At 69.1% G+C, this 19,499-nt stretch carries 17 protein-coding genes; 9 read left to right on the top strand and 8 right to left on the bottom strand.

What is annotated here, in order from left to right:
• Nucleotides 1-2: 2 nt before the first annotated feature.
• From ACK4YQ_RS12760 to ACK4YQ_RS12750, 3 genes are all read left to right on the top strand, one after another.
• Nucleotides 3-2,813: a condensation domain-containing protein gene (locus tag ACK4YQ_RS12760; RefSeq protein ID WP_409611794.1), complete on the top strand. Its 2,811-nt coding sequence runs from the start codon at nucleotides 3-5 to the stop codon at nucleotides 2,811-2,813.
• A gap of 46 nt (nucleotides 2,814-2,859) precedes the next feature.
• Nucleotides 2,860-4,038: a DUF418 domain-containing protein gene (locus ACK4YQ_RS12755; protein ID WP_409611793.1), complete on the top strand. Its 1,179-nt coding sequence runs from the start codon at nucleotides 2,860-2,862 to the stop codon at nucleotides 4,036-4,038.
• A gap of 62 nt (nucleotides 4,039-4,100) precedes the next feature.
• Complete coding sequence (locus ACK4YQ_RS12750; protein WP_409611792.1) at nucleotides 4,101-5,690, top strand: hypothetical protein; 1,590 nt, start codon at nucleotides 4,101-4,103, stop codon at nucleotides 5,688-5,690.
• Here ACK4YQ_RS12750 and ACK4YQ_RS12745 read toward each other — a convergent pair.
• From ACK4YQ_RS12745 to ACK4YQ_RS12735, 3 genes are all read right to left on the bottom strand, one after another.
• Nucleotides 5,687-6,445 carry a methyltransferase, TIGR04325 family gene (locus tag ACK4YQ_RS12745; RefSeq protein ID WP_409611791.1) on the bottom strand — a complete coding sequence of 253 codons (759 nt, stop codon included), beginning with the start codon at nucleotides 6,443-6,445 and terminating at the stop codon, nucleotides 5,687-5,689. The genes ACK4YQ_RS12750 and ACK4YQ_RS12745 overlap by 4 nt on opposite strands.
• Before the next feature lie 115 nt (nucleotides 6,446-6,560).
• Nucleotides 6,561-7,244, bottom strand: coding sequence for a 4'-phosphopantetheinyl transferase family protein (locus ACK4YQ_RS12740; RefSeq protein WP_409611790.1), 684 nt, complete (start codon nucleotides 7,242-7,244; stop codon nucleotides 6,561-6,563).
• Nucleotides 7,245-7,272: 28 nt separating this feature from the next.
• The gene (locus tag ACK4YQ_RS12735) at nucleotides 7,273-8,139 is read right to left on the bottom strand and encodes a glycosyltransferase family 2 protein (RefSeq protein WP_409611789.1); all 867 of its coding nucleotides are present in this window, start codon (nucleotides 8,137-8,139) and stop codon (nucleotides 7,273-7,275) included.
• A gap of 323 nt (nucleotides 8,140-8,462) precedes the next feature.
• Between ACK4YQ_RS12735 and ACK4YQ_RS12730 the strand changes: the two genes are divergently transcribed.
• The 4 genes from ACK4YQ_RS12730 (at nucleotide 8,463) to ACK4YQ_RS12715 (ending at nucleotide 13,002) form a co-directional block, all read left to right on the top strand.
• Nucleotides 8,463-9,566 (top strand): glycosyltransferase family 4 protein, encoded by a 1,104-nt coding sequence (locus ACK4YQ_RS12730; protein ID WP_409611788.1) that lies wholly within the window; start codon nucleotides 8,463-8,465, stop codon nucleotides 9,564-9,566.
• Nucleotides 9,567-9,699: 133 nt separating this feature from the next.
• Nucleotides 9,700-9,855 (top strand): hypothetical protein, encoded by a 156-nt coding sequence (locus ACK4YQ_RS12725; RefSeq protein ID WP_409611787.1) that lies wholly within the window; start codon nucleotides 9,700-9,702, stop codon nucleotides 9,853-9,855.
• Between the two features lie 111 nt (nucleotides 9,856-9,966).
• Entirely contained in the window at nucleotides 9,967-10,962 is a 996-nt protein-coding gene (galE, locus tag ACK4YQ_RS12720; RefSeq protein WP_409611786.1) for a UDP-glucose 4-epimerase GalE, read from the top strand.
• A 192-nt stretch (nucleotides 10,963-11,154) separates the two neighbouring features.
• Nucleotides 11,155-13,002 carry a phosphoenolpyruvate carboxykinase (GTP) gene (locus ACK4YQ_RS12715; RefSeq protein ID WP_409611785.1) on the top strand — a complete coding sequence of 616 codons (1,848 nt, stop codon included), beginning with the start codon at nucleotides 11,155-11,157 and terminating at the stop codon, nucleotides 13,000-13,002.
• Nucleotides 13,003-13,011: 9 nt separating this feature from the next.
• Here the strand turns inward: ACK4YQ_RS12715 and ACK4YQ_RS12710 are convergent, their stop codons facing one another.
• The 4 genes from ACK4YQ_RS12710 to ACK4YQ_RS12695 all read right to left on the bottom strand — a co-directional run bounded on the left by ACK4YQ_RS12710 (nucleotide 13,012) and on the right by ACK4YQ_RS12695 (nucleotide 17,259).
• Complete coding sequence (locus ACK4YQ_RS12710; RefSeq protein ID WP_409611784.1) at nucleotides 13,012-13,167, bottom strand: hypothetical protein; 156 nt, start codon at nucleotides 13,165-13,167, stop codon at nucleotides 13,012-13,014.
• Nucleotides 13,168-13,405: 238 nt separating this feature from the next.
• Nucleotides 13,406-15,337 carry a polysaccharide biosynthesis protein gene (locus ACK4YQ_RS12705; protein ID WP_409611783.1) on the bottom strand — a complete coding sequence of 644 codons (1,932 nt, stop codon included), beginning with the start codon at nucleotides 15,335-15,337 and terminating at the stop codon, nucleotides 13,406-13,408.
• Between the two features lie 234 nt (nucleotides 15,338-15,571).
• Nucleotides 15,572-16,264 carry a TorF family putative porin gene (locus tag ACK4YQ_RS12700; RefSeq protein WP_409611782.1) on the bottom strand — a complete coding sequence of 231 codons (693 nt, stop codon included), beginning with the start codon at nucleotides 16,262-16,264 and terminating at the stop codon, nucleotides 15,572-15,574.
• Nucleotides 16,265-16,455: 191 nt separating this feature from the next.
• Entirely contained in the window at nucleotides 16,456-17,259 is an 804-nt protein-coding gene (locus tag ACK4YQ_RS12695; RefSeq protein WP_409611781.1) for an SDR family NAD(P)-dependent oxidoreductase, read from the bottom strand.
• A gap of 98 nt (nucleotides 17,260-17,357) precedes the next feature.
• Here ACK4YQ_RS12695 and queF point away from each other — a divergent pair, with 98 nt between their 5' ends.
• Nucleotides 17,358-17,813 (top strand): preQ(1) synthase, encoded by a 456-nt coding sequence (gene queF, locus ACK4YQ_RS12690; protein WP_409611780.1) that lies wholly within the window; start codon nucleotides 17,358-17,360, stop codon nucleotides 17,811-17,813.
• A gap of 370 nt (nucleotides 17,814-18,183) precedes the next feature.
• Here queF and ACK4YQ_RS12685 read toward each other — a convergent pair whose 3' ends face one another.
• On the bottom strand, nucleotides 18,184-18,795 hold the full coding sequence (locus ACK4YQ_RS12685; RefSeq protein ID WP_409611779.1) for a nitroreductase: 612 nt from the start codon (nucleotides 18,793-18,795) through the stop codon (nucleotides 18,184-18,186).
• Nucleotides 18,796-18,876: 81 nt separating this feature from the next.
• On the opposite strand from ACK4YQ_RS12685, the gene ACK4YQ_RS12680 reads away from it, so the two are divergent.
• On the top strand, nucleotides 18,877-19,485 hold the full coding sequence (locus ACK4YQ_RS12680; RefSeq protein WP_409611778.1) for an NUDIX domain-containing protein: 609 nt from the start codon (nucleotides 18,877-18,879) through the stop codon (nucleotides 19,483-19,485).
• Nucleotides 19,486-19,499 lie beyond the last annotated feature (14 nt).

The following is a 19,499-nucleotide window of genomic DNA, read 5'->3' as shown; positions in this document are numbered from 1 at the left end:
GCGTGGCGTTAGTGGCAGAAGACATCAGCCAGGTCGCGGTGGAGGAACCCACGCTCGACGTGTTCCCCTGCACGCCGCCCCAGCAGCGTTGCTGGTTCCTGGATCAGCTCGAGCCGGGCAACCCGGCGCTGAACGTCGCGATCCGCTGGGAACTCACCGGGCGGTTCTCGCGCGACAGCATCGAGCGGGCGTTCCGCATGATGATCGAGCGGCACGAATCGTTCCGCACGCGCTTTGTTGAGCTCGACAGCGGGCCCGCCCAGCAGCCCCTGCCGGAGGCGGAGTTCAAGCTGGACGTCGTCGATGTTGGCCATCTGGCGGGCGAAGGCTTCGACGCTCAGGTCATGGAGCTCTGCCGACGCGAGGCCCGCCGCCCCTTCGACCTGACCCAGGCGCCCCTGGTGCGCGCGACCCTGTTCGAGATTGAGCCCGGCCGCGCCCTTCTGCTCATCGTGATCCACCAGTCGGTGTTCGACGGATGGTCGATCCGCGTGCTCGGCCGCGATCTTGGGACCACGATCGACGCCGTGGAGGCGGGGCGCGTCCCCGACCTTCCGGACCTGCCGCTGCAGTACGCCGACTATGCGCTCTGGCTGGACGAATACTACGCCAGCGCCGGCTTCGAGGCCGAGCAGGCCTATTGGCTGAAGCGCCTGCAGAACCTGCCCTATTTCGAGATTCAGCCCGACCATCCGCGGGCGGCGGAGCGCACCACGCGCGGCGAGATCGTCTCGGCCCTGCTGTCGCCGGAAGTGAGCGATCTGTTCGATGGGCGCGCCCGCGAACTCGGCAGCACCACCTTCAGCCTGGGCAGCGCGATCATCGCCGCCACCCTGCATCGGTTCTCCGGCGGCGTCCGGGACGTGGTGTTCGGCACCCAGGTGGCCGGGCGCCCGGACGTGGACCTCGAGAACCTGATCGGGGTGTTCATCAACAACCTCGTCCTGCGCATGGACGTGGCCGACACTGCGTCCTTGAAGTCGCTGGCGTCGCAGGCTCACGCCACGGTGCAGGACGCGCTGATCAATCAGCGGATGCCGTTCCACAAGCTGGTGGAACTGCTCAATCCGCCTCGCGACCTCAGCCGCACCCCGCTGATCTCGATCAACGTCATCATCCAGCAGGCTTTCCTGGAGGACGCGGTCTACGGCGACCTGACCCTGAAGGGGGTGCCCTCGCCGTCGCCGGGCGCGCTCTACGACCTGAACTTCCAGATGATCCGCCGGCAGGACGGTTGGCGGATGAGCCTTGAGTACAACGCCGACCTGTTCGAGCGCTCGACCGCGCAGGACCTGCTCGACCTGTGGCGCGCCACGTTCGAGACCTGCCTTGCGTCCCCCGAACTGACTTTCGACAAACTGCCTCAGCCGGCCGCGCGCAATCTGCCCCCTCCGCCCGCGGCCGCGCCCGGCGCGGGGGACTTCGCCGCCGCCGAGGCCGTGCTGCGCGCCCACCCGGCGGTCGAGGAGGCTGCGATCTTCGAACGTGACGGGCGCAGGCTGGCGGCGGTGACGCCGCGGCGCGACTACGCCGGCGCCCTAGAAGCCCTGCCGGAGGCGGTGCTCGAGCACGCCTTCGCCAACCTGTCCGAACGGGCGGCGCCGCAGATGGTCAGCGTGGTCCTGTCGCTGCCGCGCCGGGCCGACGGCGCGGTGGACAAGGCCGCGCTGCCGTCCCCGGCCGTGCGCAGCGTCCCCCGGCAGGCCGCGCCTGCCGCGGCGCCGGGCGGCCAGCATCCCGCGGTGGCGGACGCCGAAATGCGCATCGCCCATGTCTGGCGCGACGTGCTCGGCGTGACGGAAGTCCGGTCGGAATCGAACTTCTTCGAACTGGGCGGGCATTCGCTGCTTGCGGCGCGCATGCTGGCCCGGATCGCCCCGATCCTCGGCTATCGCCCGCCAATCTCGGTCCTGTTCAAGTCGCCGACGCTGGGGGGCTTCACCCGGGCCGCCGCGGCCGATCCGGCGGCCAGCCTGGACATCGGCGCCGTGGCCGCGCCCCAGGCGAAGGACTGGAGCATCATCGACTACGGCCTGTCCGGCGCCGCCCCGGCGCTGATCGGGATCAACCACCCGATGCTCTTCTATCGCCTCGGCCATACGATGAACGGCCAGCGGTCCGTCATGGACGTCCAGATCACGGACCCTACCGCCGAGAAGTTCGCCGGCCGGACCTTCGAGGAGATCGTCGGCGGCTGCGTGGCCGAGATCCGCGCGGCCCAGCCGCAGGGTCCCTACGCGCTCCTCGGCCTGTGCGTGAACGGCACGGTCGCTCTGGAGGCCGCCCGGCAGCTCACGGCCCAGGGCGAGACCGTCGCCTTCGTCGGCCTGATCGATTCCTGGAAGCCGGGCTACTATCGCAGCCGCCCGCGCTGGCAGTTCGAATGGTGGCGCGTCATCGACAAGGCCCGCCGGGCCTTCCACCTTGTTTCGCGCACGGCGACGGGCAAGGCGCCGCTCAGCGCGCTGCTGCGCTCCTACGACTTCACCTTGAATTTCATGGTCAAGTTCGCCGGGTGGGAAGGCCGCAGCGAGGAGGACGTCGCCAACGGCGACGTGACCGACGTGCTGGTCGAGGCGGCCCGCAACTATCGTCCCGGGCCTTATGCCGGCAAGGTCGTGCTGTTCAAGAGCGAGACCTCGGACGAGCGTAGCGTTCGCCACCACTTCGGCTGGGGCGGGATCGTCGACCCGGCGACGCCGATCGTCCCCATCGAAGGCTGGCACGAGGATGCGTTCACGGCGAACGGCCTGAAGACTATGGCCGAGGTCGTCCAAGCGGAGCTCTCCGGTCGTGCGCCCGCGCGCGACTGATCTCCAGAACGCTCGAAGAAACCTGTCGGTGGGGCGGCCTCAACCCATGAACGCGGCGCCCGTCACGGAGCGCATCGAGGCCATCGACGTGCTTCGCGGCGTCGCCGTGCTGATGATCTTCGCCGTTAACATCAAGGCGATGGCCGTCCCGCCGTCCTACTACTTCTCCCCGGAAGCCTGGGGGAATCCGCTGGACGCGGCGATCGGGCGTGCGCACCGGCTGCTGATCGATGAAAAGTTCTTCACGATCTTCACGGCGCTCTTTGGATGCGGCCTCGCGATCTTCTGCGACCGCGCGCGCGCGGCCGGCCGCTCCGGGGTGCTGATCTATCGCCGCCTGGCCGCGCTCTTCGCGATCGGCCTCGTCCACGGCTACCTGATCTGGTTCGGCGACGTGCTGGCGCTCTATGCGGTCGCCGGCCTGGTCGCCGTCCAGTTCGTGCGGGCCTCGCCGCGCACCCTCTATCTCGCGGCGCTGGGCTTCCTGGCGCTGCGCATGGCGGCGGAATTCTCGCCGGCACCGGGGCTGCTGTCGGCGGCGATCTTCGGAACCCAGCCGGCGCCGCCGCCCGACGTGGCCGACGCGCTGGCGCGTGCGGCCTATCTGGGGGGCTGGGGCGCCCAGCTCGCCGCGCGGGCGGACACCTTCAGCCGCATCATGGTGGTCCACCTAGTCGTCGACGCGCCAAGGGTCGTGGCGATCATGCTTGCGGGCCTGGGGCTCTATCGACAGGGCTTTCTGTCGGCCCAATGGCCCGTCCGCGCCTATCTGGCGGCGATCATCGCCGGCGCGGCGGCCGTCGTGGCGCTGCGCTGCGCCTCCGCCGCCGGCTCGGCGGCGACCGGTGAGACCGTCGTCTGGGCCACCCTGCGCATAGGCGCCCATTTCGTGCAGGCCTTCGTCTACGCCGCCGTCGTCATGGGCGCGGCTCGCGCCGGTCTGAGGTTGCGCCCGCTCGCCAACGCCGGCCGGATGGCCCTCACCAACTACATCGCCTGCTCCTTGATCGGCACCACGGTCTTCTACGGCCATGGTCTTGGGCTTTACGGCGCCTTGTCGCTGGCGCAGATCATGGGGGTGGTCGCGCTCGTCTGGCTGCTGCTGGTGGCCCTTTCGACGATTTGGCTAAGGCGGTTCCGCTTCGGCCCCCTTGAATGGGCCTGGCGTTGTTTGACCTATAGAAGATGGGAGCCGCTGCGACGGCTCGAGGGGCGCGCCGGCTAGGCGTGATCGGGAAGGAACGTGTTCGTGTGTCTGGGGCACTTAGAGCGGGCGCGAGCGGCGTCGTGAATCCGCTCCGCGTCGGGATCATCACCGCGGCGCCGCATTCGGCGGAGCCGTGGGAGCGCCAGCTTCTGAAGCGGATCAGCGAGGATGACCGCCTGCAGCTCGCCGCAGTCATCGTCGCCGAAACCGCGCCGGCGTCCGAAGCGGGCGGCGCCTACGGCCTCATCCGGCGGCTGGACCGCAAGGTGTTCGGCCGCGCCCCCGCCGCGCCTGGATATGACGACTTCGGCCGCGACGTCCCGCACATCGCCTTCGCCGACGCGCTGTCCGACCCCGCCGCGCTGGCGCTGGACCTGGTGATCGAGGCCGTGGACGCCTCCGGCGCGGAGGCTCTGCGCGACGCGGTTCCCTATGGGGGCTGGACCTTTGACTTCTGTCTTATCGACGCTGTGAAGGCTGACGTGACGGGGTTCTGGGAAGCTTTCGGCCGGGCCGAGCTGACGCCGGTCTCGGTGATCCGTCGACGCGACGGCGAGGCCCGGCTGGCCGCCAGGACCGCGTTCAACACCAAGTTCAGCGGGGCCCGCAACGCCGCCTACCTGAAGGTCCGGGCGGTGAGCCTCATGGTCAAGGAACTGCGCCGGCTGTCGGCGGAGCGCAGCCTCGACGCCGCAGCGCCCGTCTACGCCGCGGGGCCAGCCCGTCGCCCCGGCGCGGGGGCTGCGATCGGATACGGCGTCGGCGTGATGCGCGAACTCGCCCGGCGCGCGGCGATGGAGGCCTGGGCGCGGCTGGGGCTGCGTTCGGACATGTGGGCGATCCATGTGGGCCGGGGCGGCGCGCCCTTCGTCTCGATCGACGACACCCGCAAGATCGATCCATTCCTCGGCGAGCTGTGGGCCGACCCGTTCCTCTGGCGGCGCGATGACGGGCTCTACGTCTTCTTCGAGAACTTCTCGTACCGCACGAGGCTTGGCCGCATCTCGGTAGGCCGTCTGGAGGACGACGGGCTGCGCTTCCTCGGCGATGCGCTCGACCTGGAGCACCACCTGTCCTACCCCTTCATCTTCAGCCACGGCGACCAGATCTACATGATGCCCGAACGCCACCAGGCGGACCGGGTGGAAGTCTGGCGCTGCGTCGACTTTCCGCTGAAGTGGGAGCTTCACGCCACCGCGCTGGAGGGCCGCTCGCCGGCGGACAGCCTGCTGCACTTCGACGGGGAGGGCTGGTGGCTGTTCACCAATCTCGCGGACAAGCTCTACCCCGACCACTGCGCCGAACTGCACGTCTTCAAGGTGGATGGCCCCGACCTGAAGTCAGTGACTGCGCATGAAGCCAACCCGGTCGTCATCGGCAGCGAACTGGCGCGCAACGGCGGACGGATCTTCGCCCGCGGCGGCAGGCTGTTCCGCCCGGCCCAGATCAACACCCACGGCGTCTATGGCTACGGCCTGAACATCATGGAGATCTCCGACCTTAGCCTGGACCGGTACACCGAGCGGCTCGTCCACCGCATCACCCCGGAGGGCTCGCCCGACCTGCGCGGCTGCCACCACATGGACGTCGACGGCGAGGTGTTCGTCATCGACGTCTGTCACCGCCTGGGGGGACGCGGCCGTCCCGCCGCGCCGGTCGTAAGGTTCTAGATCGCCTCGAACACGAACCCCATGCTTCGCGAGGGCCCAAGCTCGGGGTGGGTGGGGATCACGTGACTGAGCGAGGGAATGTCCCACTGGTCCAGTTGCCGGTAGCCCGCCGTCTCGATGCCGGCGATGAAGCCCTTCAACTGGCGGATCTGGTAGGGCACCCACGACGGCCCGATGCGGGACAGGGTGACGATGGGAGCGCCGTCGCGCACCGCCACCTTGTTCAGGATCAGGTGGCGCGGCTTCTCGGGCAGTTCGCCGACCAGGCGCGAGGTCTCGTGCGGATAGTACTGCAGCAGGCCCGAGGCCAGCAGGATCTCGGCCGGGGGCAGGCGCGTGATGTCGTGTTCGAACCCGATCGGCAGGCCGTCGGCCTTCGCCCGCTTCTCGCCGGCCCGCACGATCGCCGGCAGGTCGTAGACCACCCAATCCGGCGCGTCGCTCAGGTCCAGGACCTTGCTGAACGCCCGGTACTTGGTCCCCATATGGCCCCCGGCGTCGATCAGCGTCCTGGCCTGCGGCATCAGCCGCTGAAGCCAGAGCATGACCGGATAATCCCAGACGGTGACCTCGCACATCCGCTCGAATGAGACCTCGGCGACCTCGTCGTGGTCGTATCCCACCATCCGGCCCGCGGGCTGGCTGGCCAGAGCGGCTTCATAGGTCGGGAACGCCCCCTTGAACTCGAGCCGCAGGGGCAGGTGCTGGCGCAGCCGGCCCGCGGCGACCTTCATCGGCTTGCTGGCGCCGGCCATGCTGGCTCCAAGGGCGCGCGCAACCTTGCGGGCGTGCGTCTTTAGCATGAGGCTTCCGATGTCCTATTCTGACTGATCTCAGCGGGCTTCGCTGCAAGCGCGGCGCCGCGCCGCGTCAGGCGCGCGAGCGCCAGTGCAGATCCAGCCGGGCCCCGCGGCTCTCGACCGCCACGGCGCCGACGGCGTCGGGCGCGGGGTCGAAGTGGGCCAGCGCCCAGCGGCTCGGCGCCCCGTCGTCCCCCTGGCGCCAGAGCAGGCGCGCAGGCTCCCCTGGCGCGAGGCTCACGGCGAACGAATCCAGCGGGATCGACAGGCCGTCCCCGAGCGCCTTCACCATCGCCTCCTTGCGCGTCCAGCACCGATGGAAGCCGGCCAGCCACTGGTCCTCGGGCAGGTGCGCCAGCGCCGTGCGCTCCGGGGCCGAGAAGTAGTGGTCCGGCATGTCCTTCTCCACCGGACGCAGGCCCTCCACGTCGACGCCGATCTCCACCCCCCGGGCGATTCCCAGGGCCGCCAGACCCTCAGTATGACTGAGGTTGAACCTCAGGTCGCCCGCATTGAAGAGCTCGGGCTTTCCGTTATCGCCGTAGGTGAAGGTCAGGGCGGCGGGCTCGGCGCCCAGGTAGCCGGCGAGGATCTCGCGCAGACGGCCGCGGCCCACGGCGAAGCGCCGCTGATGCCGCTCATGGACGAAGCGCGCGGCCCTGGAGCGCTCTTCCTCGTCGAGGTGGGCCTCGACGCGGTCGAACAGGTCCGCGTCGTCGAGCGACCAGGTCCACAGCTCCACGACGATGCTCATCGGCGATCTCCGCGGCGCCGGGGGACGGCTATTTGAACTCCAGGATCTTCCGCGGATCCAGGCGGCCGAAGATCAGGTCGCCGGCCGCCAGCACGTTGCCCCAGAGCCTGCCGCGACGGTCCACCCAGGGCTCGGGCGCGAAGCAGCGGCCGACGTTGGCCATCATGTTGCGGCTCATCATCTTCCAGGCGTAGCGCTTGGATAGGGTGCCCTTGCGGACCATGTGGACCGGGTTGGCGATCTGCGAATAGCCGAAGCGCACGCCGGAGTTGCGCCCCTGCTTGGTGCCCATGTGGACGCCGCGGCACAGGTTGGTGCGCACGACCTTGCCGTAGCGCGCGATCTGGCGGCTGAAGTCGAGATCCTCCAGCCAGCCGTAAAGGGGCAGGGCCTCGTCGAACCTGAGGTCGTGGGCGTAGATCGGCGCGGCCCGCATGGCCATGTTGCAGCCGTAGCCGCCGTAGGTCTCGCTCAGGGACTCGCTCTCAGGGCGAAGGTCCGCGGCGATCAGCGCCTTGGCTTCCTCCAAGGCGATGCCCGACGTCTTGATGCCGTCGGCGATGACCGTTCCGGTCACCACGACCACCTCGGGATCGCGCTCGAACACCCCCACGCACTGGGCGATGTAGTCGGCGGCGGGGACGAAGTCGTCGTCGAAGAACAGGATGATGTCGGCCGAGCCGGCGGCCCGGAGGATGGTGTTGCGCTGGGCGGGCAGTCCGCGGTCCCCGCGCACCACCTGGACGGGATAGGGCTTGCCGAGTTCCGCGCCGGGCTCCAGGTCGCCGTCGCCGCCCGGGCTCAGGAGGACGAGGTCGGGCAGGCGCGTCTGCGCCGCCAGTTCCTCAAGGAGCTTCGAGACGATCTCCTTGCGGCCCACAGTGGCGATTCCCACGGCCACTTTCATATCGCGTCCCCTCTGCGCCCGCCGCAGGCCGTTGACGACCTGTCCGATGATCGGTCTGCGTTTCGAGTTTGATGGAAAAGCCCATTAATTCTTGAAGACACAGTAAAATCCGGGCCCGCAATCGCCGCCGATCCGCCTTGGCGGCGCCGCACGGACCTGTTTGGTGAATCTTAGCGACTGCGCTATGACAATGCCGCGGTCGCGGCTTCACTCCGACTACGCGCGCGATTCAGTCTCAGCAGGATCGGCAGCGAAGCCAAGCGCCGTGCATCCGTGCGGCGTGCATGTGGCAGGGGCACATCGAGGGTTCATTGAGCGGCGAGCGCGTGGTCTTCAATGGCAAGTTCCTGTCGGGAGCGACCAAGACCGGGGTGCATCGCGTCGCCCTGGAGCTGATCGTCGCCCTGGACCGCCTGTTGGAGCAGCGCGACCTGGAACGGGACGTCGATTGGGTGCTCATGTGCCCCCGCGACGCTGACCCGCCGCCGCCCTTGAAGCGGTTCAGGGTGAAGGTGGGCGGCTGTTTCACCTGGCAGCTCTGGGAGCAGTTCGACCTGCCCCGGCTGAGCGGCGGGGACCTGCTCGTGAACCTCTGCAACCTCGCGCCGCTTTCCAAGCGCCGCTCGATCGCGATGATCCACGACGCCCAGACGTTCCGCTCGCCGAACTCCTATCCCAAGAGCTTCGCCGCCTACTACCAGTTCGCCCTGCCGATCATCGGCCGCAGGGCCGCGCGGGTGCTGACGGTCTCGGAGTTCTCCAAGCAGGACCTGGACCGCTACGGGGTGGCCGATCCGGCCAAGACCACGGTGATCTACAACGGGGTCGACCACGTGGCCGCCGCCGAACCGGATGGGGCGGTCATCGACCGGCTGGGCCTGGAGGGGACCGGCTTCGCCGTCGCCTTCGCGAGCCTGCAGGCCTACAAGAACGTCGGGGTCCTGTTCGAGGCGTTCGCCCGGCCGGAGCTGGCGGACTTCAGGCTGGTCTTCGTGGGCCGGGGCGAGGCTTCGGAATTCGCCGCCGCCGGACACGTCGTGCCGCCCAACGTCATATTCGCCGGGCGCGTCAGCGACGCTGAGCTCGCGGCCCTTTTCGATCGCGCCGTCTGCCTGGCCTTTCCCTCCACCACCGAAGGCTTCGGCCTGCCGCCCCTGGAGGCCATGGCCAGCGGCTGCCCGGCCGTCGTCGCCCCCTGCGGCGCGGTGCCCGAGGTGTGCGGGGACGCCGCCGCCTACGCCCCGCCGCATGACGCCACAGCCTGGGCGGCGGCCATACGCCGCCTGGCGTTCGAGCCGGGGGAGCGGGCGGCGAGGGTGCAGGCCGGACGCCGGCAAGCGGCCAAGTACACCTGGGATCGCAGCGCCGAGCGGCTGTTCGAGGTGATCCAGGAAGTTCGGCGGCAGAGGGGCTAGGGGCCGCGGACGCCGCGTCGCGCGGCGAATCTTAGCCGCGAGTATCAGAATCTCGGCCGCGTCAATCCATTCTTAGGCATCCCCCGCCCAGGGTGCTCTTCGGCTGCTTGCTGCAAGCAGATGGAAGAGTTCTATGGACCACGCCGTACCCAGCGTTTCGGGCATGACCCGCGCCGATCGCGCCTCCGCCAAGGGGGTTCGTCCGAACTGGCGGCTCATGCTGGCGCTCGGCGTCAACATGGCGATGTGGGCGGCCATCGTCGCAGGCGTGCGGGTCCTGATCGACTGACCGGCGGGCGCCCGGCGTCCCCCAAAAGCGTGATCCAAAACCCTGGCCCATGGCTTGCACGTGGGCGAGACGACGGGCGATAAAGCCCGGGTCAGGCGCGGGCGGAAGACGATGCAGACGGTACTTGTGACAGGTGGCGCGGGGTATGTGGGCTCGCACGTCTGCCTGCGGCTCGCCGAAGCCGGCTTTCAGCCGGTGGTCTACGACAATCTCTCCAACGGCCACGCAGAGTTCGTGAAGTGGGGCCCGCTTGAGGTCGGCGATATCCGCAATCCGGCCCGCCTGGACGCGGTGTTCGCCGAGTACAAGCCCGTGGCCGTCCTGCACTTCGCCGCCCTGATCGAGGTCGGGGAATCGGTGAAGGAGCCGGGCCGCTTCTACGACAACAACGTCGCCGGCGCGATCTGCCTGATCGAGGCCGCTCGGCGGGCGGGGGTCAACGCCCTTGTCTTCTCCTCGACCTGCGCCACCTACGGGGCGCCCGAGCGCGTCCCGCTGGACGAGACCCATCCCCAGGCGCCGCTCAATCCCTACGGCCGCACCAAGCTGATGGTGGAGCAGGTGCTGCGCGACCTGGACCGCTACGCCGGCTTCCGCTCGATCAGCCTGCGCTATTTCAACGCCGCCGGCGCCGATCCCCAGGGCCGGATCGGCGAGCGCCACGAACCGGAGACCCACGCCATCCCCCTGGCGATCCGGGCCGCCATGGGCCTTGGCGCCAACTTCCGCCTGATGGGCGAGGACTATCCGACCCCGGACGGCACCGCCGTGCGCGACTACATCCATGTGCTGGACCTGGCCGACGCCCACGTCCTGGCGCTCAAGCGCCTCCTGGCGGGCGGCCCGACCGACGCGTTCAATCTTGGCACAGGCGCCGGCACCAGCGTGCGCCAGCTGATCGCTTCGATACAGCGCTCCAGCAACATCGCCTTCGAGGTCGAGCGCGCGCCGCGGCGCGAAGGGGACGCCCCGGTGCTCGTGGCCGACAATCGCAAGGCCCGCGAGATCCTGGGCTGGACCCCCAGGTTCAACCTGGACGACATCATCGACTCCGCCTGGCGCTGGCACCGGGCCGAGGCGTCACGGGCGATGCAGGCCGCCGAATAGGCGCGCCGGCCCAGGTTTCGCCGGAATCCTGAGCACCAAAACCCTCCGCACGCGTTGTCATTCCGCAACGTGAGTCTGGCGCGGGGCTTGCAGCCGGGCCATAGAACACAGGACTATTGTTCATTCGAGACAAAGGCGCTGACCAGGCTGCGAGAGCGGCATGCCGGCGTCGTCGCGGACGAGGAGCAGACGATGAGCCAAACGATTTCCCCGCCCGGCCTTGAGCCCGCCCCTACCAACCACGAGGCGCTGAAGGCCTGGGTCGCGGAGATCGCCGCCCTGACGAAGCCGGACCGCGTCCGCTGGTGCGACGGCTCGGACGCGGAATGGGCCGAACTCACGTCGGAGCTCGTGGCCGCCGGCACGCTCAAGGCGCTGAACCCGGACAAGCGCCCCAACTCGTTCTACGCCGCTTCCGACCCGCGCGATGTGGCGCGGGTGGAGAGCCGCACCTTCATCTGCTCGCAGGACCCGGCCGACGCCGGGCCGACCAACAACTGGACCGACCCGGCCGAGATGCGTGCGACGCTCAACGGCCTGTTCGACGGCTGCATGCGCGGCCGCACCATGTACGTGGTGCCCTTCTGCATGGGCCCGCTCGGCTCAAAGATCAGCGCCATCGGCGTCGAGATCACCGACAGCGCCTATGTGGCCATCTCGATGCGGGTCATGACCCGCATGGGCAAGGCGGCGCTGGAGCAACTGGGCGAGGACGGCTTCTTCGTACCGGCGGTCCACTCGGTGGGCGCGCCGCTGGCCGAAGGCGAGGCGGACGTGGCCTGGCCGTGCAACGACGAGAAGTACATCGTCCACTTCCCCGAGACCCGCGAGATCTGGTCGTACGGCTCCGGCTACGGCGGCAACGCCCTTCTCGGCAAGAAATGCTTCGCCCTGCGTATCGCCTCGGTGATGGCGCGCGACGAGGGCTGGCTGGCCGAGCACATGCTGATCCTCAAGCTCACCTCGCCGCAGGGCGAGGTGCACTACGTCGCCGCCGCCTTCCCGAGCGCTTGCGGCAAGACCAACATGGCGATGCTGCAGCCGACCCTGGCCGGCTGGAAGGCCGAGACCATCGGCGACGACATCTGCTGGATGCGCTTCGGCGAGGACGGACGTCTCTACGCGGTCAATCCCGAGGCCGGATTCTTCGGCGTCGCGCCCGGCACGGGCGAGGAGACCAACCGCAACGCCGTCGCCGCCCTGCACGCCAACTGCGTCTACACCAACGTGGCCCTGACCGATGACGGCGACGTCTGGTGGGAGGGCCTGACCAAGACCCCGCCGGCCAGCTTGACCGACTGGCGCGGCCAGCCCTGGACCCCCGAGAGCGGCCAGCCCGCGGCGCATCCGAACGCGCGCTTCACCGTTCCGGCGGCGCAGTGCCCGGTGATCGCCGACGAGTGGGAGGACCCGCGCGGCGTGCCGATCTCGGCGATCCTCTTCGGCGGCCGTCGCGCCAGCGCCGTGCCGCTGGTGACAGAGGCGTTCGACTGGGCCCACGGGGTGTTCATGGCCTCCAACGTCGCGTCGGAAGGCACCGCCGCGGCCGAGAACAAGATCGGCGAGCTTCGCCGCGATCCCTTCGCCATGCTGCCGTTCTGCGGCTACAACATGGGCGACTACTTCGCCCACTGGCTGTCGATGGGCGAGCGCGCGGATTCGGAGAAGCTGCCGCGCATCTATTTCGTCAACTGGTTCCGCAAGGACGGCCGCGGCCGCTACGTCTGGCCGGGCTTCGGCGACAACAGCCGTGTGCTGAAGTGGATCGTCGACCGGCTCGAGGGCCGCGCCTCGGCGGTGGATACGCCGATCGGCCGTCTGCCCGCCGCGTCCTCGCTGGACGTGAGCGGCCTGGACCTCGCCGCTTCCGACCTGGAACTGCTGCTGACGGTGGACGCGGACGTCTGGCGCGAGGAGGCGGCCCTGATCGCCGAGGCCTACGAGAAGTTCGGCGACCGGCTGCCGGCCGAACTCATGCGCCAGCACGAGGCGCTCGCCCGGCGGCTGAAGGCGGTGCGCACGGTGGTCGCCGCCGAATAGGCGGCGGCTTCAGAAATAGCGCATGCACGCACGCGCCACGGCGATCCAGACCAGCAGGCAGAAGACGATCGCCGCCAGGCGCGCGTAGGATATGCGCCGCCACCAGGGCGGGCGCGGCCGCGACTCCCGGCGTCTGGCCTCCAGGTGGTCTGGTTCAAGACTCAATGCCGCTGTCCCGCACTTCGCCGGGCGTCGGTGCAGGGCGCCGGCCCGCCGGTCATGGCGGATCGGGGCCTCGCACCGGGCCTGGGCGTCGTCTAACTGATCTTGGGTCGATCACTCGCCTTGCGCCCCGCCGCTCGCTTGAGAGGCGAAACACAAGTGCAGGATGGGGGCGCAGGCGTGTTCGCGCAAAGGGAGGGCGCCCCAAATTGGGGCGCGGCGCAGCGACGCGGACGATAGATCAGGAGCGGTTGGCCACCACGCGGAGGGCCGGCGCCGTGCTCGGACGTTCGCCGCGGATCTGAGCCACCAGGTCGAACAGGGCGCGGCGCACCGCCGCCGTGTCGCCCTTTTCCGCCAGGGTCTCCAGATCGAGCAGATGGCTCGGCGTGATCCGCAGGGCGGAGTTGGAGATCACCTCCATCACCTTCGACGCGCAGGGGATCGAGCGCTCGGTCTCGTCCAGCAGCGACTCGGTGAGCTTCTCGCCCGGGCGAAGGCCGGTGATCTCGATCTCAATGTCGCGGCCGGGCACGCGGCCGGACAGGGCGATCATCTGCCGGGCCAGGTCCATGATCCGCACCGGCTTGCCCATCTCCAGCAGGAACAGGCGCGAGTGCGTGGCTTCTCCCTCCGCCGACGCCGCCGTGGCGTGCAGCACCAGCTGCGCCGCCTCGGGGATGGTCATGAAGAAGCGTTCCATGTCCTGGTGGGTGACCGTCACCGGCCCGCCGCGTTCGATCTGCGACTTGAAGATCGGCACCACCGATCCCGCGGAGGCGAGCACGTTGCCGAACCGCACGGCCGAGAACCGCGTCCCTTCGCCGGTCTGCTGGCCGGCGATCACCGCTTCGGCCAGGCGCTTGGTGGCGCCCATGACGTTGCTCGGGTCCACGGCCTTGTCGGTGGAGATCAGCACCATCTGGGCGGCGCCGCTGACCCGGGCCGCCTCGGCGACGTTCCAGGTGCCGATGACGTTGGTCATCACGCCTTCGCACGGATGGCGTTCGACCATGGAGACATGCTTGAGGGCCGCGGCGTGGAACACAAGGTCCGGGCGCTCCTCCATGAAGGCGTTGGCCAGGCGCGAGGCGTTGCGCACGTCGCACAGCACGGCCCGCCGCGACATCGTCGGATAGGTCTCGCCCAGCTCCCGGTCGATCTCGAAGAGGGCGGTCTCCGAATAGTCCAGCAGGGTGATGTGAGCGCACTGGAACTTGGCCACCTGCCGGCACAGTTCCGCGCCGATGCTGCCGCCGGCGCCGGTGATCAGCACCCGGCGATTGCGGATCAGCCCGCCGATCGCGGTGCGGTCCAGTTCGATCGGGTCGCGCGCCAGCAGTTCCTCGACGCTGATCTCCCGCATGGGGACCAGGGTGACGCTGTCGTGCTGCTTCAGGTCGACGATGCTCGGCAGGCGCAGAAGCCGGATGCCGTCCGTCTTCAGGCGGCCGAGCTGGTCGGCGGTCAGGCCCCGCAGCCGCGCCGGCTCTTCCAGGAACAGCACGGCCCGCGGATAGCGGTTCCAGCGGCGCAGGTCGGCCAGGGCCTGGTCGAGATTCTCCAGGCTTTCGATGATGCAGACGCCGCGCACCTGCTGGCCCACGTCCCGCGGGTCGGTGCCGACGATGCCCACCGGCGTGTAGTTGCGGTTGTGGCTGCGGGCGGCGTCGCGCAGATAGGTGTCGGCCAGGGACGGCGGGCCGATCAGCAGCAGCGAGGGCGCCTGGGCGATCCGGTCGGTGACCGTCTTCAGCGGCGCGAAGCTGTCGAGGGCATGTTCATGCAGGGCCCGGCGCGCCACGCGCAGCCCCATGGAGCCGACCGCCTGGAAGAGCGGGGCCATCACCAGGGCCGAGCGGGGCAGGGCGCTAGCCCGCTCCAGGGCCCAGTCGGCCAGCAGGAACGAGCCGGCGGTGAGCACGGCGATGCGCGCCAGGACCATGGCGTCCGGCACCGAGGCGTAGCGCCACGGGGACAGCTCGCGCCAGAACAGGGCCGTGAACGCCCCCGCGAAGGCGGCGTAGAGCAGCGTCAGCTGCACCACGTTGAGCGAGGACCCCACGTGCGCGCTCAGGTCGGGGATGCGCGTCGGGGAAAAGTAGTAGGCGAGAAGGAAGGCTATGGCTGCGATGACCACGTCGGCGACAATGGTCTGGGCTCGGAAAGCCATTCGCTCCATGGGCCGCGCTCCGCTCTTCCGTCGAGTCGCCAACATAGACGTGCGAGTGCGACCGTCCAATTAAACTCGGAACCTCGACGATTGGCTCCACATAGATCGCAATAAAAGCGACTTTTTTGCGCCCTGCTTCGCCGCGGAGACCTCCGATGACCTGCCGCGAGCGTCGCAATTAGAAAAGCCGCCGCCCGAAGGCGGCGGCTCTGTAACACGAAGCCCTGAAGGACCTTAGAACGAGGCCTTCACGCCCAGGACGACGCGGCCTTCGCCGATCTCGCCCAGGAGGTCTTCCTCGTCGGTGTCGTGGTAACGCAGGTCGAAGCCGATGTGGTCGTTCACGGCCAGGCCGACGCCCAGGTTCCAGGTGTTGTAGTCGATGCCTTGATCGACATCCTGGTGGCCGATGGCGCCGCTCACGCTGATCTTGTCGGTCAGCGAGGTCGAGGCGTTCACTTCATAATAGAGGGCTTCGCCCGTCTCGCCGAAGAACTCCGGCGAATAGTACATGGCCGCGCCGATCTCGGCGGGGCCGGCGGGCACCGAACCGGCGGCCTTGAACTCCCAGTAGCCGTAGTTCGAACCGCTCGGGGCGTTGACGTAGCCGTAGTAGATCGCCGCGAAGTCCAGCGACACCGGACCGGCGGTCGGCGTGATGCCGACATAGGCGTCGACTTCGGCGTCCGTCGAATCGCCGAAATCGACGTTCGACGCCCACACGCCCGCGTAGAAGATGCCGGAGCTCAGGTCGGCGCCGCCGTAGATCTGGGCGTTCTCATCGGTCTGGCTGACGCCGCGGAACACGTAGTCAGAGGCCGCGCCAATGTTGAAGGAAACGCTCGGGCCTTCGTCCTGGGCGAAAGCGGCGCCTCCCATGGCGACCGTGGCGGCCGCGGCCAGAAGCGCGATCTTAACTGATTTCATCGTTTATCCCCTTGTTCTCCGACCAGGACTAAGCCCGACCGTCGAGCGAGCACGCCACGGTGTGGACGGACAGATCAACGCGGGCAGTTCCAGCCATGAGGCCTTGCTAGACGCTGATCGATTCTTGAGCGTTAACGTGGGTGGCCGCTGAAATGATAGGCGCCGCCATGTGCCTTCGGCGCCACATATCGTTAACGCGCGCCCAGCGGGGAGAGATTCAGGTGGGTTCCGGCGTCCACCAGCAGGGTCTCGCCGGTGATGTGGCGCGAGGCGGGGGAGGCGAGAAACACGGTGGCGGCGGCCACGTCCTCGGCCGTCGAGGCGACCTTCAGCGGCGTCGAGGCCGCCGTCGATTCCCTCAGCCGCTCCACCCGCTCGGCGGGCATGCCTTTGCCGAACCAGGGGGTGTCGATGAAGCCCGGGCAAATCGCGTTCATCCGGATGCGCGGCGCCAGCGCCCGCGCGAGCGACAGCGTCATGGTGACGAGCGCGCCTTTGGAGGCGGCGTAGGGCACCGAGGAGCCGATTCCCGTCACCCCGGCGATCGAGGCGGTGTTGACCACCGCGCCCGGTTGCGGTGCGGCCTCCAGCAGGGCTCGGGCGGCGCGCACCATCTGGAAGGCGCCGACGACATTCACGCCATAGAGGCGCAGGAAGTCCTCGCCGGACACCGCGTCCAGGTCTGCGTGGTTCGGCGCGAAGGTCGTCGTTCCGGCGTTGTTGAACAGGGCGTCGATCCGGCCGAACGGCTCGGCCGCCGCCGCGATCTTGCGGCAGTCCTCATCGGAGGCGACGTCGCCCTGCACCAGGATCGCGCGCGAGCCGTGCGCCTCGACCTGGCGGGCGGTCTCGGCGGCGTCGTCGGCGCTGCGGGCGTAGTTCACGATCACCGCCTCGGCCCCGCGGCTGGCGACTTCCACGGCGATCGCCCGTCCCAGCCCCGTCGAGGCGCCGGTCACCACCACCACGAACCCCTTGAAATCGTCGCCGGCCATATCCTGGTCTCCTCCCTGGCGTTGTGGACCTTCTGATAGCCGCCGGCGGCCGGCTTGTCTCGGTTGCCCGCCCGGCCAGGGGCGTCTAAAGCCCGCGGATGCAGGAGACCTCCCTCACCCAGCTCGGCCAGGACGTGCGCGGCTTCGCCAGCCCCGAGGACGCCGTGCTCGAGCGCGTGCCCAATCCCCAGGCCGACACCCTCTATCTGGCGCGCTTCATCGCGCCGGAGTTCACCTCGCTGTGCCCGGTGACGGGGCAGCCCGACTTCGCGCACCTGGTGATCGACTACGCTCCCGCCGGGTGGCTGATCGAGTCCAAGTCGCTGAAGCTCTATCTCGGATCCTTCCGCAACCACGGCGCCTTCCACGAGGACTGCACGGTCGCGATCGGCCGCAGGATCGTCGAGGTGGCCCAGCCGCACTGGCTCAGGATCGGCGGCTACTGGTATCCCCGTGGGGGAATTCCCATCGACGTCTTCTGGCAGTCCGGACCCACGCCGGACGGACTATGGGTGCCCGACCAGGGCGTCGCCCCGTATCGCGGCCGGGGCTGATCGCCCCTCGGGCGAGCGGCGCTGGCCGGCGCGCACGCCCACGGTTGCAAGCGGCCTCGCGGATTCGCACGTTTCGGTGAAGGCCCGAATACTTGGCGACGGCGGCGCGGTTCGCGGCAACACTGTATTGTCGCGCTCGCCGCGACCTGTTCGGGTGGAAAAGCTGAGCAATGCCGCTTGCTGAGCTTGCTTGAGGCGGTGTGGCCGAGCGCCGCCAAAGCGTTCGCGCGCTAGCGAAAACCCTGAAAATGGCCTATATCCAAACTGCCCAAACTCTCCTCGGGCGTGTCACCTCAGGCCGGGCGGCGCGCGAAGCGCCGTCCGGCCGTCGTGTGTCTGGACTCCGCGTCGGCCAGGGCTCCATGGGCGCTCACGGTCTCCAGGCGGTGACGAGGCTGTTCACCACCGGGCGCTCGCGCTCCAGGGGCGCCTCCTTTGCGGTTCCCATGAAGATGAATCCGGCGACCTTCTCTTCGGGCTGCAGGCCCAGGATCGCCTTGGCCTCTTCATCGTAGGCGTACCAGTCGGTGATCCAGTTGGCGCCGTAGCCGAGCGCCTGGGCCGCATAGAGCAGGGTGGTGCAGACGGCGCCGGCGGAGAGAACCTGCTCCCATTCGGGGATTTCGCCGCCGACCGTGCGGGAGACGACCGCGACGCCGAGCGGCGGCGCCTTGAGCTTGGCGAGCTTGGCCGCGGCGCGCTCGTCCCCCCGGGAGCGGGCCAGCGCCTCCAGGCGGTCGGCGTAGGCGCCCTTGTTGGCCGGATCGAGGACAATGAACCGCCAGGGCGAGAGCTTGCCGTGGTCGGGGGTGCGGGCCGCAAGGCGCAGAAGGGCGGACAGTTCGTCCTGGCTGGGCGGCGGTTCGGCCAGCATCACCGCCGACGTCGACCTGCGCCGGGCGAGGAACTCCAGCACGTGGGGGATGGGCGTCTGCGGGACCGGAGCGCCGAACTGCGGTTCAGGCGGAAGGGTGGACTGCACGGGGGGCGCCTCTTCGGCAAGAGCGGTTAAGGTCTCTCCTTTATGGGAGCGCCCGAGCGTTCCGCAAGGTCAGTTGAGAACATGTCGCAAAAACCGGGGTGGCTGAAGACGCACGGCGCGCCGTGGGAGCGGGGCGAGGCGAAGGTCGTCTACGACAATCCCTGGATCCGGGTGACCGAGCATCAGGCGCGCGCCCCGACCGGCCAGCCGGCGCTCTACGGCCTCGTCGGCTTCAAGAACCTCGCCCTGGCTGTCCTGCCCGTCCATGACGACGGCTCGATCGTGCTCGTCGGCCAGAGCCGCTTTCCGGCGCAGGACTATAGCTGGGAGCTCCCGGAGGGCGGCGGCCCGCTCGATGCCGACCCCCTGGAGGGCGCCAAGCGCGAGCTGCGGGAAGAGGCAGGGCTGGCCGCGGCGCACTGGCAGGTGATCCTGCAGACCCAGCTTTCCAACTCCGTCACCGACGAGCGCGCCATTGGCTATCTGGCCACCAGCCTTACACCCCTGGAGCCCGATCCGGACGAGACCGAGCTCCTGGCGCTGGAGCGGGTTCCCTTCCGCGAGGCGCTCGAGGCCGCTATGGCCGGTCATCTGAAAGACATGCTTACGGTGGCGATGCTGCTGCGGGGCTACCATATGGCTCGTGAAGGGGCTTTGCCGGCCGCGCTTGCGCGCGCCATGCTAGGGTAAGGAGATCGCCATGG

This window comes from Phenylobacterium sp., assembly GCF_046291545.1.
Classification (GTDB): Bacteria; Pseudomonadota; Alphaproteobacteria; order Caulobacterales; family Caulobacteraceae; genus Phenylobacterium.
Note: the sequence above shows the minus strand (reverse complement) of the source record. Positions and strands in the feature narration are given on the sequence as shown.

What these genes read in the sequence shown, in the direction of transcription:
- ACK4YQ_RS12695 (WP_409611781.1), bottom strand. Translation starts at nt 17,259, where the DNA reads ATGGCCGGCGACGATTTCAAGGGGTTCGTGGTGGTGGTGACCGGCGCC.
- galE (WP_409611786.1), top strand. Translation starts at nt 9,967, where the DNA reads ATGCAGACGGTACTTGTGACAGGTGGCGCGGGGTATGTGGGCTCGCAC.
- ACK4YQ_RS12680 (WP_409611778.1), top strand. Translation starts at nt 18,877, where the DNA reads ATGTCGCAAAAACCGGGGTGGCTGAAGACGCACGGCGCGCCGTGGGAG.
- queF (WP_409611780.1), top strand. Translation starts at nt 17,358, where the DNA reads ATGCAGGAGACCTCCCTCACCCAGCTCGGCCAGGACGTGCGCGGCTTC.
- ACK4YQ_RS12745 (WP_409611791.1), bottom strand. Translation starts at nt 6,445, where the DNA reads ATGGCCGGCGCCAGCAAGCCGATGAAGGTCGCCGCGGGCCGGCTGCGC.
- ACK4YQ_RS12705 (WP_409611783.1), bottom strand. Translation starts at nt 15,337, where the DNA reads ATGGCTTTCCGAGCCCAGACCATTGTCGCCGACGTGGTCATCGCAGCC.
- ACK4YQ_RS12715 (WP_409611785.1), top strand. Translation starts at nt 11,155, where the DNA reads ATGAGCCAAACGATTTCCCCGCCCGGCCTTGAGCCCGCCCCTACCAAC.
- ACK4YQ_RS12740 (WP_409611790.1), bottom strand. Translation starts at nt 7,244, where the DNA reads ATGAGCATCGTCGTGGAGCTGTGGACCTGGTCGCTCGACGACGCGGAC.
- ACK4YQ_RS12700 (WP_409611782.1), bottom strand. Translation starts at nt 16,264, where the DNA reads ATGAAATCAGTTAAGATCGCGCTTCTGGCCGCGGCCGCCACGGTCGCC.
- ACK4YQ_RS12725 (WP_409611787.1), top strand. Translation starts at nt 9,700, where the DNA reads ATGGACCACGCCGTACCCAGCGTTTCGGGCATGACCCGCGCCGATCGC.
- ACK4YQ_RS12755 (WP_409611793.1), top strand. Translation starts at nt 2,860, where the DNA reads ATGAACGCGGCGCCCGTCACGGAGCGCATCGAGGCCATCGACGTGCTT.